General features: G+C 59.5%; 15 protein-coding genes. 8 read left to right on the top strand and 7 right to left on the bottom strand.

What is annotated here, in order from left to right; all coding sequences use genetic code 11:
• Positions 1–378 precede the first annotated feature (378 nt).
• The 4 genes from ACS4NR_RS05885 (at position 379) to ACS4NR_RS05870 (ending at position 3,905) form a co-directional block, all read left to right on the top strand.
• Positions 379–1,173: a helix-turn-helix transcriptional regulator gene (locus tag ACS4NR_RS05885; RefSeq protein WP_095139606.1), complete on the top strand. Its 795-nt coding sequence runs from the start codon at positions 379–381 to the stop codon at positions 1,171–1,173.
• Between the two features lie 84 nt (positions 1,174–1,257).
• Positions 1,258–2,664, top strand: coding sequence for an AdeC/AdeK/OprM family multidrug efflux complex outer membrane factor (gene adeC / locus ACS4NR_RS05880; protein ID WP_456019356.1), 1,407 nt, complete (start codon positions 1,258–1,260; stop codon positions 2,662–2,664).
• A gap of 156 nt (positions 2,665–2,820) precedes the next feature.
• Complete coding sequence (locus tag ACS4NR_RS05875; RefSeq protein ID WP_047599796.1) at positions 2,821–3,426, top strand: SCO family protein; 606 nt, start codon at positions 2,821–2,823, stop codon at positions 3,424–3,426.
• Positions 3,426–3,905: a copper chaperone PCu(A)C gene (locus tag ACS4NR_RS05870; protein ID WP_456019355.1), complete on the top strand. Its 480-nt coding sequence runs from the start codon at positions 3,426–3,428 to the stop codon at positions 3,903–3,905. Before ACS4NR_RS05875 ends, ACS4NR_RS05870 begins: the two co-directional genes overlap by 1 nt.
• Positions 3,906–3,974: 69 nt before the next feature.
• Here ACS4NR_RS05870 and ACS4NR_RS05865 read toward each other — a convergent pair whose 3' ends face one another.
• Positions 3,975–4,469 (bottom strand): hypothetical protein, encoded by a 495-nt coding sequence (locus tag ACS4NR_RS05865; protein WP_456019354.1) that lies wholly within the window; start codon positions 4,467–4,469, stop codon positions 3,975–3,977.
• Positions 4,470–4,652: 183 nt separating this feature from the next.
• Between ACS4NR_RS05865 and ACS4NR_RS05860 the strand changes: the two genes are divergently transcribed.
• Both ACS4NR_RS05860 and ACS4NR_RS05855 read left to right on the top strand, forming a co-directional pair.
• A complete protein-coding gene (locus tag ACS4NR_RS05860) occupies positions 4,653–5,027 on the top strand; it encodes a hypothetical protein (protein WP_456019353.1) in 375 nt (124 codons plus the stop codon).
• The gene (locus ACS4NR_RS05855; protein WP_003224191.1) at positions 5,024–5,221 is read left to right on the top strand and encodes a helix-turn-helix transcriptional regulator; all 198 of its coding nucleotides are present in this window, start codon (positions 5,024–5,026) and stop codon (positions 5,219–5,221) included. The genes ACS4NR_RS05860 and ACS4NR_RS05855 overlap by 4 nt, the downstream gene beginning before the upstream one ends.
• Positions 5,222–5,260: 39 nt before the next feature.
• On the opposite strand, the gene ACS4NR_RS05850 is transcribed toward ACS4NR_RS05855, so the two are convergent.
• Positions 5,261–6,277 carry an ABC transporter substrate-binding protein gene (locus tag ACS4NR_RS05850; protein WP_095139611.1) on the bottom strand — a complete coding sequence of 339 codons (1,017 nt, stop codon included), beginning with the start codon at positions 6,275–6,277 and terminating at the stop codon, positions 5,261–5,263.
• Positions 6,278–6,585: 308 nt separating this feature from the next.
• Here ACS4NR_RS05850 and ACS4NR_RS05845 point away from each other — a divergent pair, with 308 nt between their 5' ends.
• Positions 6,586–8,817 carry an LTA synthase family protein gene (locus ACS4NR_RS05845; RefSeq protein WP_456019352.1) on the top strand — a complete coding sequence of 744 codons (2,232 nt, stop codon included), beginning with the start codon at positions 6,586–6,588 and terminating at the stop codon, positions 8,815–8,817.
• A gap of 42 nt (positions 8,818–8,859) precedes the next feature.
• Here the strand turns inward: ACS4NR_RS05845 and ACS4NR_RS05840 are convergent, their stop codons facing one another.
• Together ACS4NR_RS05840 and ACS4NR_RS05835 are read right to left on the bottom strand one after the other, a co-directional pair.
• On the bottom strand, positions 8,860–9,294 hold the full coding sequence (locus ACS4NR_RS05840) for a hypothetical protein (RefSeq protein WP_456019351.1): 435 nt from the start codon (positions 9,292–9,294) through the stop codon (positions 8,860–8,862).
• Between the two features lie 40 nt (positions 9,295–9,334).
• Positions 9,335–9,745 carry a hypothetical protein gene (locus ACS4NR_RS05835; protein ID WP_456019350.1) on the bottom strand — a complete coding sequence of 137 codons (411 nt, stop codon included), beginning with the start codon at positions 9,743–9,745 and terminating at the stop codon, positions 9,335–9,337.
• 270 nt (positions 9,746–10,015) lie between these two features.
• Here ACS4NR_RS05835 and katG point away from each other — a divergent pair, with 270 nt between their 5' ends.
• On the top strand, positions 10,016–12,286 hold the full coding sequence (katG, locus tag ACS4NR_RS05830; protein ID WP_456019349.1) for a catalase/peroxidase HPI: 2,271 nt from the start codon (positions 10,016–10,018) through the stop codon (positions 12,284–12,286).
• Between the two features lie 118 nt (positions 12,287–12,404).
• On the opposite strand, the gene pepN is transcribed toward katG, so the two are convergent.
• The 3 genes from pepN to ACS4NR_RS05815 are packed head-to-tail and all read right to left on the bottom strand — an operon-like array spanning position 12,405 to position 16,160.
• Complete coding sequence (gene pepN / locus ACS4NR_RS05825) at positions 12,405–15,062, bottom strand: aminopeptidase N (RefSeq protein ID WP_456019348.1); 2,658 nt, start codon at positions 15,060–15,062, stop codon at positions 12,405–12,407.
• A gap of 10 nt (positions 15,063–15,072) precedes the next feature.
• Positions 15,073–15,903 (bottom strand): DUF2797 domain-containing protein, encoded by an 831-nt coding sequence (locus ACS4NR_RS05820; protein ID WP_027613137.1) that lies wholly within the window; start codon positions 15,901–15,903, stop codon positions 15,073–15,075.
• On the bottom strand, positions 15,900–16,160 hold the full coding sequence (locus tag ACS4NR_RS05815; protein WP_003224178.1) for a YeaC family protein: 261 nt from the start codon (positions 16,158–16,160) through the stop codon (positions 15,900–15,902). Before ACS4NR_RS05815 ends, ACS4NR_RS05820 begins: the two co-directional genes overlap by 4 nt.
• Between the last annotated feature and the right edge of the window lie 14 nt (positions 16,161–16,174).

The following is a 16,174-nucleotide window of genomic DNA, read 5'->3' as shown; positions in this document are numbered from 1 at the left end:
GACCCTGATTGGGCGGGAACCCTCTAAAAGTTCGGAGAGGAAAGACTGAAAATCTTGTAGGAAAAATGCCACACACCAGCGCTGCCATCGACCTGCGTGATGACCTCACAAAAACGCAATAGCCCCGGTTTTCAGGGTCTTGCCGTGACCAAACAGTCACGCAATGCGCGACATCTGTACCAAACGGCGTCAGAAGCCCGGCGCCAACTTTCAGAAATGATGGCACTTTGTGTCCCTGTTTTCCCCTACAGACGTAGGACAAATCCATAGGCTTAAATCCCGCCCCAGATCAGTTTCAAGGAGAGACGATTGCGTGGGCGGCTTTTGCATAAACAGCGGACGACTCGGTGATGACTCGGAACCAGGGATGACAAGGATATGAATCTGACCGGCAGCATTCGCAACATGGAAAACCCGCATTTCTACTGGCAACTGGGTGAACTGATTGCCAGCACCGGCGACGATCATTTCGCCAGCAACCTGTTTCAGTTGGTCGACACTCTGGTGCCGGTCAATCGCGTCGATCTCAGCGAATGGACGCTGGACGAGCGCCAGGCCAGCGTGGTCGAGATCAAGGCGCTGGGCAGCGCGGGCCTGCCGCAGACCTTCCCGCCGCCGGACTCGTTGCCGCGCCCGGACGATCATCCGCTGTTGCAGAAGATGATCGAGATGAATGACTCCCTGCTGATTCAACTCAAAGCCTCACTACAGCCCCGCCATCCGCAGCACAGCGTGCACCAGTGCAATCTGGTGTCGCGCACTTCCAACCGCCGTTGCGTCATCTCGTTCTATCGACCGCACACGCACCGGGTGTTTTCCCTGCCGGAGCTGTCGTTTCTCAAAAGCCTGTCCGACACCCTGCTGCCGCTGATCGAGCGCCACGCGCAACTCAGCCGGCAGATCATCGCCAAACAACCGCGCCTGCCGTTGGCCGACCTGGAACAGGCGCCGTTGCAGCAGGTGTTCGACGAGCGTCTGGCGCTGGGCGGCATTGTGCTGTCGGCGCGGGAGAAAGAAGTCTGCCTCGGTTTGTTGACCGGCGGCACCGTGCCGCAACTCGCCGAGAAGCTGCGGGTCAAGAGCAGTTCGGTCGAGACCTACCTCAAGCGTGCGACCGCCAAACTGGGGGTCAGCGGACGGCATGGCCTGGCGCGCTGGATGGCCGGGGCGTAACCGCGCGGTCAGGCTTCAACAGTATTCGATGGTGGTGTGGGGACGCAGTCCCCGGCACGTGTTTTTTCTGCATGAGAGCGTTCGATGCTGCGCATTTCCCTGTTGTCCCTTGCCGTGCTGCTGGCCGGTTGTTCGTTGATTCCCGACTACCAGCGCCCTGCTTCACCGAGCGCTGCGCAGTACCCGCAAGGCGCGGTTTATCCGACATCGACACCCGCCGCAGCGCGCACTGAAGACTGGCGCACGCTGTTCAACGATCCGGCCCTGCAACAGTTGATCGAAAGTGCGCTGGTGAACAATCGCGACCTGCGAGTGGCAGCGCTGAACGTCGAGGCGTTTCAAGCGCAATACCGGATCCAGCGCGCCGATCTGCTGCCGGCGGTGTCGGCCAATGCCAGCGGGTCGCGCCAGCGCATGCCGCCCAGCGTGACTCGCAGCAAGGCGCTGATCAATTCGACCTATGCAGTGAATCTGGGCGTCAGCGCCTATGAACTGGATTTTTTCGGCCGAGTGCGCAGCCTCAGCGAGCAGGCGCTGCAGACCTGGCTGGCGACCGAACAGGCGCGGCGCAGTGCCGAGCTGAGTCTGGTGGCCAACGTCGCCAATGCCTACCTGACCTGGCGCGCCGATCAGGAGTTGCTCGAACTGACGCGCCAGACCCTGGCCGCCGATGAGCAAAGCCTGCGCCTGACCACGCGCAACCGCGACGCCGGTAAGTCTTCAGCGCTGGAACAGGCGCAGGCGCAAACCAGCGTCGACAGTTCGCGGGCCAATCTGGCGCGATACAAACGCCAGGTGGCGCAGGATCTGAACAGCCTGACGCTGCTGATCGGCGCGCCAGTCCCCGAGCAACTGCCGGCGCAACCACTGGCCAGCGATCTGGTCCAGCAATTGCCGGCCGGACTGCCCTCGGATCTGCTGCAACGGCGCCCGGACATTCTGCAGGCCGAGTACAAACTGAAAGCGGCCAACGCCAATATCGGCGCGGCGCGCGCGGCGTTTTTCCCCAGTGTCAGCCTGACCGCCAACGCCGGAACCTCCAGCCGCGATCTGTCCGGGCTGTTCAGCGCCGGCTCCGGGGCGTGGACGTTCCAGCCGCAAATCAACCTGCCGATTTTCAACGCCGGCAGCCTGCGCGCGAGTCTGGATTACTCGAAATTGCAGAAGGATGTGGCGGTCGCCGAATACGAGAAATCGATTCAAACCGCGTTTCAGGAAGTCGCCGACGGCCTGGCGGCGCGCAGTACTTATCAGCAGCAATTGCAGGCGCAGCGCGATCTGGTACAGGCGACTCAGGACTACTACAACCTGGCGCAGCACCGATATAAGAACGGTGTCGACAGCAGCCTGACGTTTCTCGATGCGCAACGTTCACTGTTCAGTTCACAGCAGGGGCTGATCACTGATCGTCTCGCGCAACTGGTCGCCGAGGTCAACCTGTACACCGCGCTGGGCGGCGGCTGGCGGGCCGATGAGGGCCGAATTCAGTAGCGCCTCGTCACTTTTTCTTACACCTTTTGTCGCCCGATCCTGCGCCGCGCGGCGATCCGTGGCCGGCGTCTGCCGTCAGTTTGGTATCATGCGCCGCTTTTACGGTTAACCCCCCGCCAGTCCTGCCGACTGACGGGCTGCAAAAGGCGGTATTAGATGACGGCTTTGTTGACTCGCCGCAAGGTGCTTGCGGGAATGGGCGTGCTGGGCCTGGGCCTGCTCGCGGGCTGCGACACCCGTGGCCAACTGTCGTACAAGTACGGCAAGGACCTGAGTGACAAGATCCTCGGGCGCACCTTCAAGCTGAAGAACACCGACGGCGAAACCATGACGCTGTCGAGCTTTCGCGGGATGATGCCGATGATCTTCTTCGGCTTCACCCAATGCCCGGCGGTGTGCCCGACCACCCTCGCCCGCGCTGCGCAAATCAAGAAGCTGATGGGCAAGGACGGCGACCGTCTGCAGGTGATCTTCATCACCCTCGACCCGGAACGCGACACGCCGCAGATCCTCGACGCCTACGTCAAAGCCTTCGACCCGAGCTTCGTCGCGCTGTACGGCACGCTGGAAGAAACCCAGGCCACCGCCAAGGAATTCGACGTGTTCTTCGAGAAGGTGCCGGCCGGCGACACCTATACGATTTCCCACACGTCCACCAGTTACGTCTACGACTCGCGCGGCCAACTGCGCATGGGTCTGTCTGTATCGCTTTCGGCACAAGAGTGCACGGAAGATTTGCTCACCGTTATGGAGGTCTGCTGATGCACCCCGTTTTGAACAACATCAAACGCGCCGTTTGCGCTCTGTCGCTGCTGGGCCTGGCTTTTCAGGTCTCCGCCCAGACCAAAGTGGACGATGCCTGGGTGCGTGCGACCGTGCCGACCCAATCGGCCAGCGGCGCGTTCATGACCGTCACTGCTGACAGCGACAGCAAACTGCTGAGCGTTGCCTCGCCAGTGGCCAAAGATGTGCAGATCCACGAAATGTCGATGAAGAACGACGTGATGAGCATGGGCCCGGTCAAGTCGGTCGACCTGCCGGCCGGCAAAGCCGTCACCTTCGACCCGAACGGCTACCACGTGATGCTGATGGGCCTGACCGGCCAGCTTAAGGAAGGCGAAAGCGTGCCGCTGACCCTGACCGTGGAAAACGCCAAGGGCGAGAAACAAACTGTCGAAGTCAAAGCCGAAGTCCGTGCGCTGACGCACATGGAAGGCCACGATCACAGCAAGATGCATTGATCTGACTTTGCGGCAATAAAAAGGGGCGGCCTGATTGATGATCAGATCGCCCCTTTTTTTTCGCGCATATCAGCCGCGCTTGCGGGCCAGTGCATTGCGCACGCTTTCTCTCGACATCCCCGGGCGCGATGCCGCCGCAGTTTTCTCCACGGGCGCCGCAGCCAACTGTTGCTTGCGCTTCAACACCTGACTCCAGCGATAACCGAGATAACCGGCCGCCGCGAAGAATCCCAGCCAACCAGTGATCAGGTTGACCACCGTCCACAGCCCGAGGGTGATCAGTACGGTTTTCCAGGTGAACAGCTTCAGGTTGTTGTCGACGGGCACCGTTTCAACCGGTGCCTGCTGCGCCACTGGAGTCTGCTGCACTCCATCCAGATCAAAGCGCAATGAGAAGTCCGCCCCCGGTACCTGGACATTTATTTGATTGCCTTCAGCGGTATGCACCCGCACTTCGCCATTGACGACCGACACCGAGCTGAAACTGATCCGGGTTTCGTGATGAATCTCACCGTTGACCAAGGTCACGACTGTTCGTTGTTCGCCATTGCTGGGCTCGCGCATGTCGATTCCTTGAGAATTCCACGTCGGACGACGTGCAGAGGGAAAGTCCGTTGGGCTCGAATGCTACTAAGTGGCCATTAGACTGTCCAGAAACAACCCGTTCGAGGCTGATGGAAAGCTTGCTTTACATGGGGAAAAAGTTTAGCCAGTATGTAAAGGGTCTTTTACACAGGAAGTTGAAAAATGAACCGGTACTACCTCGAAATGGGCGCAGCCTTGATCCTCTACATGCTGGTGTTGACGGCCTCAGTAATTGCCACGCAATACCTGACGGACGCCAACATGATTCTGCGCTCAGCCGTCGCGCTGACACCGGTTATTCCGGCAGGACTGATGTGCTGGAGTATCGTGCGCAACATGCGGCGCATGGACGAAATGCATCTGCGTATCCAGTTCGAAGCGCTGGGGTTTGCCTTCGCCGCCTCGGCGTTGCTGACCTTCAGTTACGGTTTTCTGGAAAACATCGGCGCCCCGCACATATCGTGGACTTGCGTGTGGCCGGTGATGGGCGCGATGTGGATTGTCGGCCTGCAAATCGCGCGACTTCGCTACCAATGAAAAATCGCCTCAAGGCGCTGCGCGCCGAGCGCAACTGGTCGCAGGTCGATCTGGCCGAACGCCTCAAGGTGTCACGTCAGACGATCAATGCCATCGAAAACGAGCGTTACGACCCGAGCCTGCCACTGGCCTTTCAGATTGCCCGGGCGTTCGAGCTGCCGATTGAAAGCATCTTCGACGACGGTTTGAACTGATCGCCGAATTGGCCGGCGGTGGGCGCTGCCTGAGAGGTGTCAGCTCCCCGCGCCGCCATGCGCCTCTTCAAAAAAGTAATCCTTCCAACTGCCGGCCTTGTTCTTCAGCACGCCCAGTTCCTGCAGTTTTTCGGCATAGATAAACGTGCGCTGCGGCACCACCGTGAAGTCGATTTCCGGATCGCTGACGATTTGCTCGACCAGCGCCAGCGGCAGCTTGGACTGTTCGACGCGGATGTACGCCTGGGCGGCGGCGGGTTTGTCGGCCTTGATGATTTTTTCCGCTTCGGCCAACGCGTCGTAGAACGCCTTGTAGGTCCTGGGATTTTCGTCGTGGAATTTTTCCGTGGTGTAGAGCACGTTGAACGTGGCCTGACCGCCGAGCACGTCGTAGGAACTGAGCACCTTGTGCACGTTGGGGTTTTGCAGCGCCTGATACTGAAACGGCGGGCTGGAGAAGTGCGAGTTGATTTCCGAACCGCCGGCAATCAGCGCCGCCGTGGCATCCGGGTGCGGCAGGCTGACCGAGATGTCGTCAAACTTCTTGTATTGATCATTGCCGAATTCCCTGGCCGTTTCGATCTGCAAGGTACGCGACTGGAAACCCACGCCCGCTGCGGGTACGGCGATGCGATCCTTGTCGCTGAAATCCTTCAGGGTCTTGATGTTGGGGTTGTTGGTCAGCAGGTAATTGGGCATCGAGCCGAGCGAGGCAATGGCTTTGACGTTCTGTTTGCCGCGAGTGCGATCCCACACGGTGAGCATCGGCGGCACCCCGGCGGAGACCACGTCCAGTGCGCCGGTCAGCAGTGCTTCGTTCATGGCGGTGGCGCCGGAGATGCTGTTCCAGTCGACCTTAATTTCCAGTCCCTGCGCCTTGCCGTGTTTTTCGATCAACTGCTGATCACGAACCACGTCGAGAATCAGATAACCGATGCCGAATTGCTGGGCGATGCTGATCTTGCCTTCGGCCTGCGCACCGCCGCTGAGCAGCAGACTGCCTGTCAGAGATGTGGCCAACAGAGTCAGCGCAGAACGTTTGAACAGTGTGGCCATGACAACCTCGCAGCAGGGTGGATTGGCTGAAAGGCCGAACTCTATCGCTATAAAAAACAGAAATTAAATACCGTTATCGAATATCGATAGCACGCCCGCGTTTGCCATGTGCGCCGGTTTAAACAGCCTGAAACAATAAATCTGCCACCGGTTACAAGCTGGACGTCAGCCGCTAGCGGGCTGACACCAACGCCAGTCACGGCCTCAAGCCCTGCGCCGCGCTTGCGAGAGCGGATCAGCCGGGAGTTTAAAAGGGCGATCAGACAGCCCACCCTTGGTATCATCGCGCACACTTTTATGACGGTTTGATGGCTGGAAGGTCTTTGTTTGTGAGCGTTCTTTTGCGTTGGTTGCGGCAGCCGCATGCCCGCCTGTTTTCCCTGATTCTGCTGGTGCTGATCGTACCGGTGTGCCTGCGCGCGGCGTTGGGCTGGTCGTCGTCGCCGGGCTATTTGTCCGACCTGGCGATTGGTAGTTTGCTGGTGCTGTTACTGCATCGCCGTGCGTGGTGGCTGGCGTTGCCGTTGCTGCTGTTCTGGGGGTTGCTGGCGGTGGCGACGGCGGAGCTGGTCAGCGCTGTCGGCCGGTTGCCGAACCCATCCGACCTGCATTACCTGATTGACCCGCAATTCGTGGAGAACTCCACCGGTGGCGGTTTCGCCCACCCGGCGTTGGGCGCCACCCTGTTGCTGGCGCTGCTGCTCTGGTTGCTGACGCGCTTCGCCAATCGCACGCAATCCCCTGCTGCCCTGCCCCGCGCCATGTGGGCCGCACCGGCGCTGCTGTTCGCCGCGCACTGGGGCGTGCAAAACCTTTGGCCGAACGATGAAGACCCGTGGCGCCTGTACAACCTGCCGCATCAGTTGCTCGCCGCTCAAGTGGCCGATCTGCAGTTGCAGGCCGAGGAATGGCTGGACGGTGACGTCGAAGAGCCCGCGCCACAGATGGCCGGGTTGACCGATCTGGATCTCAATGGCCATAAGCTGCTGGCCGCACCGGGTCAGGCGCGCAATGTGCTGATCATCGCCCTGGAAGGCATTCCCGGCGCGTACATCCGCGCCAATCGCGAGGCCATCGGCAGCCGCTATCAAGAAGACCTGATGCCCAATCTCAGCCGCTGGGCCGAGCGCGGCATGAACACCCCGGATTACGTGCTGCACACGCACCAGACCATTCGCGGCCTGTACGCCATGCTCTGTGGCGATTACGACAAGCTCAACAACGGCACGCCCAAAGGCGTGGAAATGCTCACCCAGCAGGAGCGCAATCAGGCCTGCCTGCCGGCGCAGCTGCGGCAGAACGGATTCAGCACTCATTACCTGCAAGGCGCCGGTCTGCGCTTCATGGCCAAAGACAAGATCATGCCGCACATCGGCTTCGATGCGACCCATGGTCTGGAATGGTTCAGCAACGCCAACTATCTGGAGTTCCCGTGGGGCAAGGATGACAAGGCGTTCTTCGAAGGCGCGCTGGATTACGTCGGCCAACTGAAGAAGCAGAAGCAACCGTGGATGCTCACCCTGCTGACTGTCGGCACGCACCAGCCCTACTCCGCACCGGAAGAATATCTGGCGCGCTACGAGACGCCGAAACAGGCCGCCGTCGGTTATCTGGACGATGCGCTGGAGCAGTTCCTCAGCGGCCTCGAACGCCAGGGCGTGCTCAAGGAAACGCTGGTGGTGATTACTTCGGACGAATCCCACGGCATCGATGGCGTGCGTCTGGCATCGTCCTGGGGCTTCAACCTGACCCTGGCCCCGGAACACGAGCAACTGCCGCGACTGAATGCCGGGGTATACGGTCATGTCGATCTGAGCGCGTCGATCCTTGATTATTTCGATCTGCCGGTGCCGTCGGCGCTGAGCGGCCGTTCGCTGTTCCGCGACTATGACGGCGGGCGTGAAATCATGTCCTACACCAACGGCAAACTGCGCTACCACAATGGCCAGGGGATCTTCTCCGAGTGCGACATGCCGCGCCGTTGCCGCTACTACGAAAGCCCCGGGTTCATTGCCGACCGCGCCACCTTCAAGGGCAATGAAAGCAGCCAGCAGGCCCGGCAGATTGCCGCGCGGGCCATGGCGCTGGACCTGTCGCTGCTGCGCACCCCGCTCAATCAGCGCTATCAGTTCGGCAGTAACAACGTCATCCCGCTACAGGCGCAGATCAAGGATGACTGGGCCGATAACCTGATCGGTGCGCAATACCTGGAAATGCCCAAGGGCTCGCACACCCGCGTGCGCCTGACCGTGCGTTCGGTGGATCCGCAGCAGGCGGCGTACATTCAGCTCAAGGCCAAGGAGTTCGAACAGGACGTGCAACTGGGCCTGCCAACCGAGATGGTCGCCACGGCGGATCAGCCGCTGCAGATGGATTTCAGCTTCGACAACCCGCAGCAGCGCAAGGCTTTCTCGTTTCACTTGCTGGGTTATGGATTGGGTGCGGTCGAGGTCACGGATTTCAGTGTGATTACTGAGCTGCCGGGACAGGAAGATCCGCTGGATGCGCTGCCAGAGGATGAAACTGTGCAATCGAGTTGAAATCAGGGAAGGGGCGGATTGGTTGGATCCGTCCCTAAACTCTTACGAGCGAAGTTTAATTTGAAAATTACCTGTTATTTTTCCCTCATCAGAAAAATCAAAATCGATATCACCTGAAACAACGTATGGAAATCCTTCTTTTCTAAAAAACGTCACTGTTGCCCGCCCTGATTTAATAAGCTGGTAATTGCCATTGTCATCAGCGGTCCAACTCAAGTCCCCCTTGTAGCACATCACATCATGAGGGCCGTCTCCGGCCAGGCTTCGTGGAACGCAGAACGCAACATGACCTCGTCCATTGTCGTCAACTCCAATAATTAAAAAGTCGTTTCTTGCTACATAAAGTACCGCGTTCCCCTTCGTCGCAGACACGAACGGTTTTTTACCAACAGATGCATTGAAAACACCGTCGGAGACGTGACCAATCTCCTGTAACAGCGCTTCGAGCTGCTCTTTTGTATTAATTGATTTTTTCATATGGATGCGCCTTCAGTAGAAACTGACTACCCACAGCAGTTCATCGAGATGTTCTGGAAATATTGAATTTCCCCGTCACTTTCCGTCCATCCTTCAATACAAAATCAATGGTGCCTTCTACGCCAGTACGCTTATCAAAAAAAGTGACCTCAACTGACGAACCGGCTTCAGCGGGACGCGACTTTTCGTCGAATTTTGCAGTCCAGACAAGAGATCCGGAAGGATGTTCAACAACATGCGGACCGTCACCGACCAAGGAACTCGGAATTGCGAAAGTTACCCAGCTTTTATCGGGTTGGTCTGCAATAATCCAATATTCATCTGCACCCGCTTCGTGAAAGACTACCGTAGTAGCTTTAAGAAATTCTTTGCCTCCAACATATGCAGTAAACCAACCAGTATCTTTGTAATTCTTGACGAGCTCTGCAATTTTGCTTTCTTGGCTGGACATATTCGCTATTCCCTTATGAGATTAATCAGGCCTGTTAGCCTGCAGCCAATATATTTTTTATTAATTCCTCCGCGCACTGTCAGAAATGACAGTTCCTTAGTCGATTTCGGGCTAAAAAATTTTCAACTCATTCCAAAACAACAATCATTAAAGAGTTTTCCTATCACGCCCCAATAGCCGGCCTATTAGCTGACTGCCCAAGTCCGGTCTAGCCTTACAAGTCCGAAGCCGGCATGAGCCGGCCGCACAAGACCTGATAAGGATCCGAACATGGCAAACGAATCGAAATGCCCGTTCAACCACGCCGCCGGTGGTGGTACGACGAACCGTGACTGGTGGCCGAATCAACTGAACCTGAAGATCCTCAGCCAGCACTCGCCCAAGTCCGATCCGCTGGGCAAGGACTTCGACTACGCCAAAGCCTTCAAGAGCCTGGACTTCCAGGCCCTGAAACAAGACCTGCGTGCGCTGATGACCGACTCCCAGGACTGGTGGCCGGCCGACTTCGGCCACTACGGCCCGCTGTTCATTCGCATGGCCTGGCACAGCGCCGGCACCTATCGCACCGCCGATGGCCGCGGTGGCGCCGGCTCCGGTCAACAGCGTTTCGCTCCGCTCAACAGTTGGCCGGACAATGTCAGCCTCGACAAAGCGCGGCGTCTGTTGTGGCCGATCAAGCAGAAATACGGCCGTAATATTTCCTGGGCCGACCTGATCGTGCTCACCGGCAACGTCGCGCTGGAGTCGATGGGCTTCAAGACCTTCGGCTTCTCCGGCGGACGTCCCGATGTGTGGGAGCCGGACGAAGACGTCTACTGGGGTTCGGAACGCGAATGGCTCGGCGGCGACAGCCGCTACGGCAAAGACAAATCGGCCATGCAGGAGCCGGGGGACGGCACGCTGGTGGCCGAACCGGACCTGCACGGCAAAGAGCAAAGCCGCACCGATCAGGGCGAACGTAATCTGGAAAATCCGCTCGCCGCGGTGCAGATGGGCCTGATTTACGTGAACCCGGAAGGCCCAGAGGGCAATCCGGACCCAGTAGCCTCGGGCCGCGATATACGCGAAACCTTCGGCCGCATGGCCATGAACGACGAAGAAACCGTGGCGCTGATCGCTGGCGGTCACGCCTTCGGCAAGACCCATGGCGCCGGCCCGGCCGACAATGTCGGGCCTGAGCCGGAAGCGGCCGGGCTGGAAGAACAAGGCCTCGGCTGGCGCAACGCATTCGGCACCGGCAAAGGCGCCGACACCATCACCAGTGGCCTCGAAGTCACCTGGACCACCACTCCGACTCAGTGGAGCAACAACTACCTGGAAAACCTGTTCGGTTTCGAGTGGGAACTGTTCAAAAGCCCGGCCGGTGCGCACCAGTGGAAACCGAAGAACGGCGGCGGCGCTGGCACCGTTCCGCACGCGCACGATCCAAGCAAGAAGCTTTCGCCGACCATGCTCACCTCCGACCTGGCGCTGCGTTTCGACCCGATCTACGAGCCGATCGCCCGCCGCTTCCTGGCCAACCCGGATCAGCTGGCGGACGCCTTTGCCCGCGCCTGGTACAAGCTGATCCACCGTGACATGGGCCCGTTGTCGCGCTACCTCGGCCCGGAACTGCCGAACGAAGAACTGCTGTGGCAGGACCCGATTCCCGATGCCACTCCCCCGTTGATCGACAGCAACGATGTGGCGGCGCTGAAAAGCAAAGTGCTGGCTTCCGGCCTGTCGGTGTCACAACTGGTTTCCACCGCCTGGGCTGCCGCGTCGACCTTCCGTGGATCCGATAAACGTGGTGGCGCCAACGGCGGGCGTCTGCGTCTGGCCCCGCAGAAGTTCTGGCAGGCCAACCAGCCGGAGCAACTGGACAAGGTGCTGAAGACTCTTGAGGGCATTCAGAACGAGTTCAACGCCGGCTCATCCGGCAAGAAAGTCTCGCTGGCGGATCTGATCGTGCTGGCGGGTAATGCGGGGGTCGAGCAAGCGGCGAAAAACGCTGGGCACTCGGTGTCGGTGCCGTTCAATCCAGGTCGAACCGACGCGACTCAGGAGCAAACCGACGTCGAGTCGTTTGGCTTCCTCGAACCGATTGCCGATGGTTTCCGTAACTACAGCAAGGGCAAGTACACCGTGTCGGCCGAATCACTGCTGATCGACAAGGCGCAACTGCTCACCCTCTCCGCTCCGGAAATGACCGTGCTGGTCGGTGGTCTGCGGGTATTGGGGGCCAATGTCGGGGAAAGCCGGCATGGCGTGTTCACCTCGCGCACTGAAACGCTGAGCAACGACTTCTTCACCAACCTGCTGGACATGGACGTGGAGTGGAAACCGACGTCAGCAGCGGCGGACGAGTTCGAAGGGCGCGACCGTAAAACCGGTAGCGTGAAGTGGACGGCGACGCGGGTCGATCTGGTGTTTGGTTCCAACGCGATCCTGCGGGCGCTGGCCGAGGTGTATGCGAGTGCTGATGCGAAAGAGCAGTTCGTCAACGACTTCGTGGCGGCGTGGGCCAAAGTGATGGATCTGGATCGGTTTGACCTGAAATAACCGAAAACGCAAAAACCTGTGGGAGCGGGCTTGCTCGCGAATGCGGTATACCAGTCGACATCTCCGTGTCTGACACACCGCTTTCGCGAGCAAGCCCGCTCCCACATTTCGTTATGCGTTACGCCAGGCTTTTGCTGACCACTTCGTACACATCGCTGGACAGCTGACCGGAAGCCAGAATCCGCTCAAGCTCCCCTTTCATCAACGCCTGACGGGCGCTGTCGTATTTACGCCAGCGGGTCAGCGGCGCCAGCTGCCGCGAAGCGATCTGCGGGTTGAAGCCGTTCAGTTCGATCACCAGATCCGCGAGGAAGCGGTAGCCCGAACCGTCGGCGGCGTGGAAGTTGATCAGGTTCTGCCCGGCAAACGCACCGACCAGCGCACGCACCTTGTTCGGGTTCTTGATATTGAACGCCGGATGCTGCATCAACGCCTTCACCCGCGCCAGACCGCCGGGCAAGGTGCTGCCGGCCTGCACGCTGAACCACTGATCCATGACCAGCGGGTTGTCCTTGAAGTGCTCGGCGAAGGTCGCCAGCGCTTTGGCCTTGTGTTCTTCGAACGGCGAGTTGACCAGCACCGCCAGCGCGGTCAGGCGCTCGGTCATGTTGTCGCTGTTTTCGAACTGTTCTTGCGTAGCGGCCAGCACTTCCGGCTTGCCGCTGAGCATCAGGTACGACAGCGCAATGTTCTGCAGCGCGCGACGGGCAAAGTGCTCGGCCTCGGCCACATACGGCGTCTGCTTCGACAAGTCGCGGTTGGCCTGATAACGCAGCCACAGCGCTTCGAACAGGCTGTCCGCGAGTTGCTTGCGGGCGAATTCGCGAGCGTTGTGGATCGCCTCGACATCCGCCACTTCGCTGATTTCGGTCAGATACGCTTCGCTCGGCAGCGAAAGCATTTCGGCGACCATGGCCTGATCCAGCGACTCATCGGACAGCACGGTTTTCAGCGCCGAGATCAGACGCGGATCGAGCACCAGGCTCTCGCCCTTCTGCTGCTGGGCGATCAGCTCCTGCAGCACCTGCACCGACAGTTGCTGACCGGCGTCCCAGCGGTTGAAGCCGTCGCTGTCGTGCTGCATCAGGAACATCAACTGGTCGCGGTTGTACGGGAAGCTCAGTTTCACCGGTGCCGAGAACCCGCGCAGCAACGATGGCAGCGGCTGTTCAGCGATGTCGACGAAGGTAAAGGTCTGCTCAGCCTCGGTCACCGAGATCACGCGGGTTGTGCCTTGCGCCGACGCTTCACCGGCCAGACGCAGCGCGATCTCGTTGCCTTTGCTGTCGAGCAGACCGAGTTCGACCGGAATCACAAACGGCAGTTTTTCCACTTTGTCCGGGGTTTCCGGACAGCTCTGGCGGAAGATCAGACTGTAGGTTTTCGCCGCGGCGTCGTAGGACTCGCTGACCGCCAGACGCGGCGTGCCGGCCTGGCTGTACCAGCGTTTGAACTGGCTCAGATCGACACCGTTGGCGTCTTCCATGGCCTTGACGAAATCGTCGCAGGTCACGGCCTGACCATCGTGGCGTTCGAAGTACAGGTCACTGCCCTTGCGGAAACCTTCGGCGCCCAACAGGGTGTGGATCATGCCGACCACTTCCGAGCCTTTTTCGTACACGGTCAGGGTGTAGAAGTTGGAGATCTCGATGAAGCTATCCGGGCGCACCGCGTGGGCCATCGGGCCTGCATCTTCGGCGAACTGGTGGGTACGCAGGTACGCCACGTCCTGAATGCGCTTGACCGTGGCCGAGTTCATGTCCGAGGAGAAACCGGCGTCGCGGAACACGGTGAAGCCTTCCTTGAGCGACAGCTGGAACCAGTCGCGGCAGGTCACGCGGTTGCCCGACCAGTTGTGGAAGTATTCGTGAGCGACGATCGCCTCGACCCGCTGGTGCGCGGCGTCGGTGGCGGTTTCGGCACGGGCCAGCACGGCGCTGGAGTTGAAGATGTTGAGGCCCTTGTTCTCCATCGCGCCCATGTTGAAGTCGTTGACGGCGACGATCATGAAGATGTCCAGATCGTACTCGCGACCGTAGACCTCTTCGTCCCAACGCATCGACTTCTTCAGGCTGTTCATCGCATGCTGGCACTTGTCGATGTTTTCCGGCTCGACGTAGATGCGCAGCGCGACATTACGATTGGTCATGGTGGTGAAGGTGTCTTCGACACACCACAAATCACCGGCCACCAGCGCGAACAGGTACGCCGGTTTCATGAACGGGTCTTCCCAGGTCGCCCAGTGCCGGCCATCTTCACCCGGGCCGGAGGCAATCGGGTTGCCGTTGGACAGCAGCACCGGATAGCTGTGCTGCTCGGCGACCACCGTGGTGGTGAACTTGCTCATCACGTCCGGGCGGTCGAGGTAATAGGTGATCTTGCGGAAGCCTTCGGCCTCGCACTGGGTGCAGAACATCGTGCCGGACTTGTACAGGCCTTCCAGCGCAGTGTTGGTTTCCGGGTGGATCCTGACGCTGGTGTCGACCGTGAAACTGGCGCTGGCCGGCTGCAGGGTCAGGGTGTTTTCGCTCAGCTGGTAATCACTGGCGCTCAGTTCCTGGTCGGCCAAGGTCACCGACAGCAACTCCAGTTGCTGGCCGTCGAGTACCAGTGGCGGCAGGCCCGGGCCACGCTCCGGGTTGCGGCGCATCACCAGTTGCGCGTGGACCAGACTGTGGTCCTCGAACAGCTCGAAGGTCAGGTGCGTCTCGTCGATCAGGTACTCGGGCGCCTGATAGTCCTTCAGGTAAATCATCTTCGGTTGTTCGGTGCGCATGCTGGAATCCTTATTGATGCACGGCGAGCTGATAGGCCGTGTATTTACGAATGTTGATCACGCCGGTGTCGAAAATCAGGTACTGACCCTTGATCCCCAGCAGCGTGCCTTCGGCAATCGGGTTCTTGTCCAGGTTGAAGCTGACGATTTTGGCCGGGTATTGCTCGACCGGATAGCGGATTTCGAGCGGTTCTACATCGGCAATCGTCTGAATTGCTTGTAGGCCGAATCGCTGTTGCAGGCCTTGCAAGCCCTCAGCGCAGCTTTCGAACAACTGGTCGCGCACCTGGGCCAGATCCACTGCCGCCGCATCGCCCTTGAGCAACGCGCGCCAGTTGGTCTTGTCGGCCACCTGGCTGCGGAACAGGTCTTCGACGAAGCCCGACTGCTGGCGCGTCGATACGCGCATGATCGGCAGCGCCTGACTTGCGCCCTGATCGAGCCAGCGGGTCGGCAATTGCGTGGCGCGGGTGATACCGACCTTGATCCCCGACGAGTTGGCCAGATACACCACGTGATCGGTCATGCAGAACTTCTGACCCCACTCTGGCTCCCGGCAGGTACCGGCCTCGAAGTGACAGCGCTCCGGACTCATGATGCAGAGGTCGCACTGCGCCAGTTTGGTCATGCACGGGTAGCAGTAACCCTGGCTGAAACTGGTTTTGGTCTTGCGCCCGCAATGGGTGCAATGAATCGCCCCCAGGTACTCCAGACGCACCGTGGTGCCGATCATGGGATTGACCGGCACCTCGACGTCATCCAGACGAAACGCGTATTGCACGTTCGGCCCGTCCAGGCGCGCCGACATTTTGCTGATTGCACCGCGGCCAATCTCGATCAATGGATGGCATCCGACTTGAACAGGATGTTCGGCACTTCGATCGACTTCGACGCACATTCCTGCGGGCCCATGTAACCGGTGCGCTGGTCTTCAGGCAGGTTCTGGATTTCCCAGGCGATCATCGCTTGCAGCGACAGCTCGCGCTGTTCGGCGGTGAGTTTGCCGCCGTCGGACCACTTGCCGATTTCCACGGCCAGTTTCAGGCTCTCGTAGATGTCCGGGGTGATGTTTTTGATCATGTCGTTAAAAGAGGACATCAGGGTCTCCGTGC

The sequence above is a fragment of the Pseudomonas sp. JQ36 genome (genome assembly GCF_053851495.1).
Note: the sequence above shows the minus strand (reverse complement) of the source record. Positions and strands in the feature narration are given on the sequence as shown.

What these genes read in the sequence shown, in the direction of transcription:
- ACS4NR_RS05885 (WP_095139606.1), top strand. Translation starts at nt 379, where the DNA reads ATGAATCTGACCGGCAGCATTCGCAACATGGAAAACCCGCATTTCTAC.
- adeC (WP_456019356.1), top strand. Translation starts at nt 1,258, where the DNA reads ATGCTGCGCATTTCCCTGTTGTCCCTTGCCGTGCTGCTGGCCGGTTGT.
- ACS4NR_RS05875 (WP_047599796.1), top strand. Translation starts at nt 2,821, where the DNA reads ATGACGGCTTTGTTGACTCGCCGCAAGGTGCTTGCGGGAATGGGCGTG.
- ACS4NR_RS05870 (WP_456019355.1), top strand. Translation starts at nt 3,426, where the DNA reads ATGCACCCCGTTTTGAACAACATCAAACGCGCCGTTTGCGCTCTGTCG.
- ACS4NR_RS05865 (WP_456019354.1), bottom strand. Translation starts at nt 4,469, where the DNA reads ATGCGCGAGCCCAGCAATGGCGAACAACGAACAGTCGTGACCTTGGTC.
- ACS4NR_RS05860 (WP_456019353.1), top strand. Translation starts at nt 4,653, where the DNA reads ATGAACCGGTACTACCTCGAAATGGGCGCAGCCTTGATCCTCTACATG.
- ACS4NR_RS05855 (WP_003224191.1), top strand. Translation starts at nt 5,024, where the DNA reads ATGAAAAATCGCCTCAAGGCGCTGCGCGCCGAGCGCAACTGGTCGCAG.
- ACS4NR_RS05850 (WP_095139611.1), bottom strand. Translation starts at nt 6,277, where the DNA reads ATGGCCACACTGTTCAAACGTTCTGCGCTGACTCTGTTGGCCACATCT.
- ACS4NR_RS05845 (WP_456019352.1), top strand. Translation starts at nt 6,586, where the DNA reads ATGGCTGGAAGGTCTTTGTTTGTGAGCGTTCTTTTGCGTTGGTTGCGG.
- ACS4NR_RS05840 (WP_456019351.1), bottom strand. Translation starts at nt 9,294, where the DNA reads ATGAAAAAATCAATTAATACAAAAGAGCAGCTCGAAGCGCTGTTACAG.
- ACS4NR_RS05835 (WP_456019350.1), bottom strand. Translation starts at nt 9,745, where the DNA reads ATGTCCAGCCAAGAAAGCAAAATTGCAGAGCTCGTCAAGAATTACAAA.
- katG (WP_456019349.1), top strand. Translation starts at nt 10,016, where the DNA reads ATGGCAAACGAATCGAAATGCCCGTTCAACCACGCCGCCGGTGGTGGT.
- pepN (WP_456019348.1), bottom strand. Translation starts at nt 15,062, where the DNA reads ATGCGCACCGAACAACCGAAGATGATTTACCTGAAGGACTATCAGGCG.
- ACS4NR_RS05815 (WP_003224178.1), bottom strand. Translation starts at nt 16,160, where the DNA reads ATGTCCTCTTTTAACGACATGATCAAAAACATCACCCCGGACATCTAC.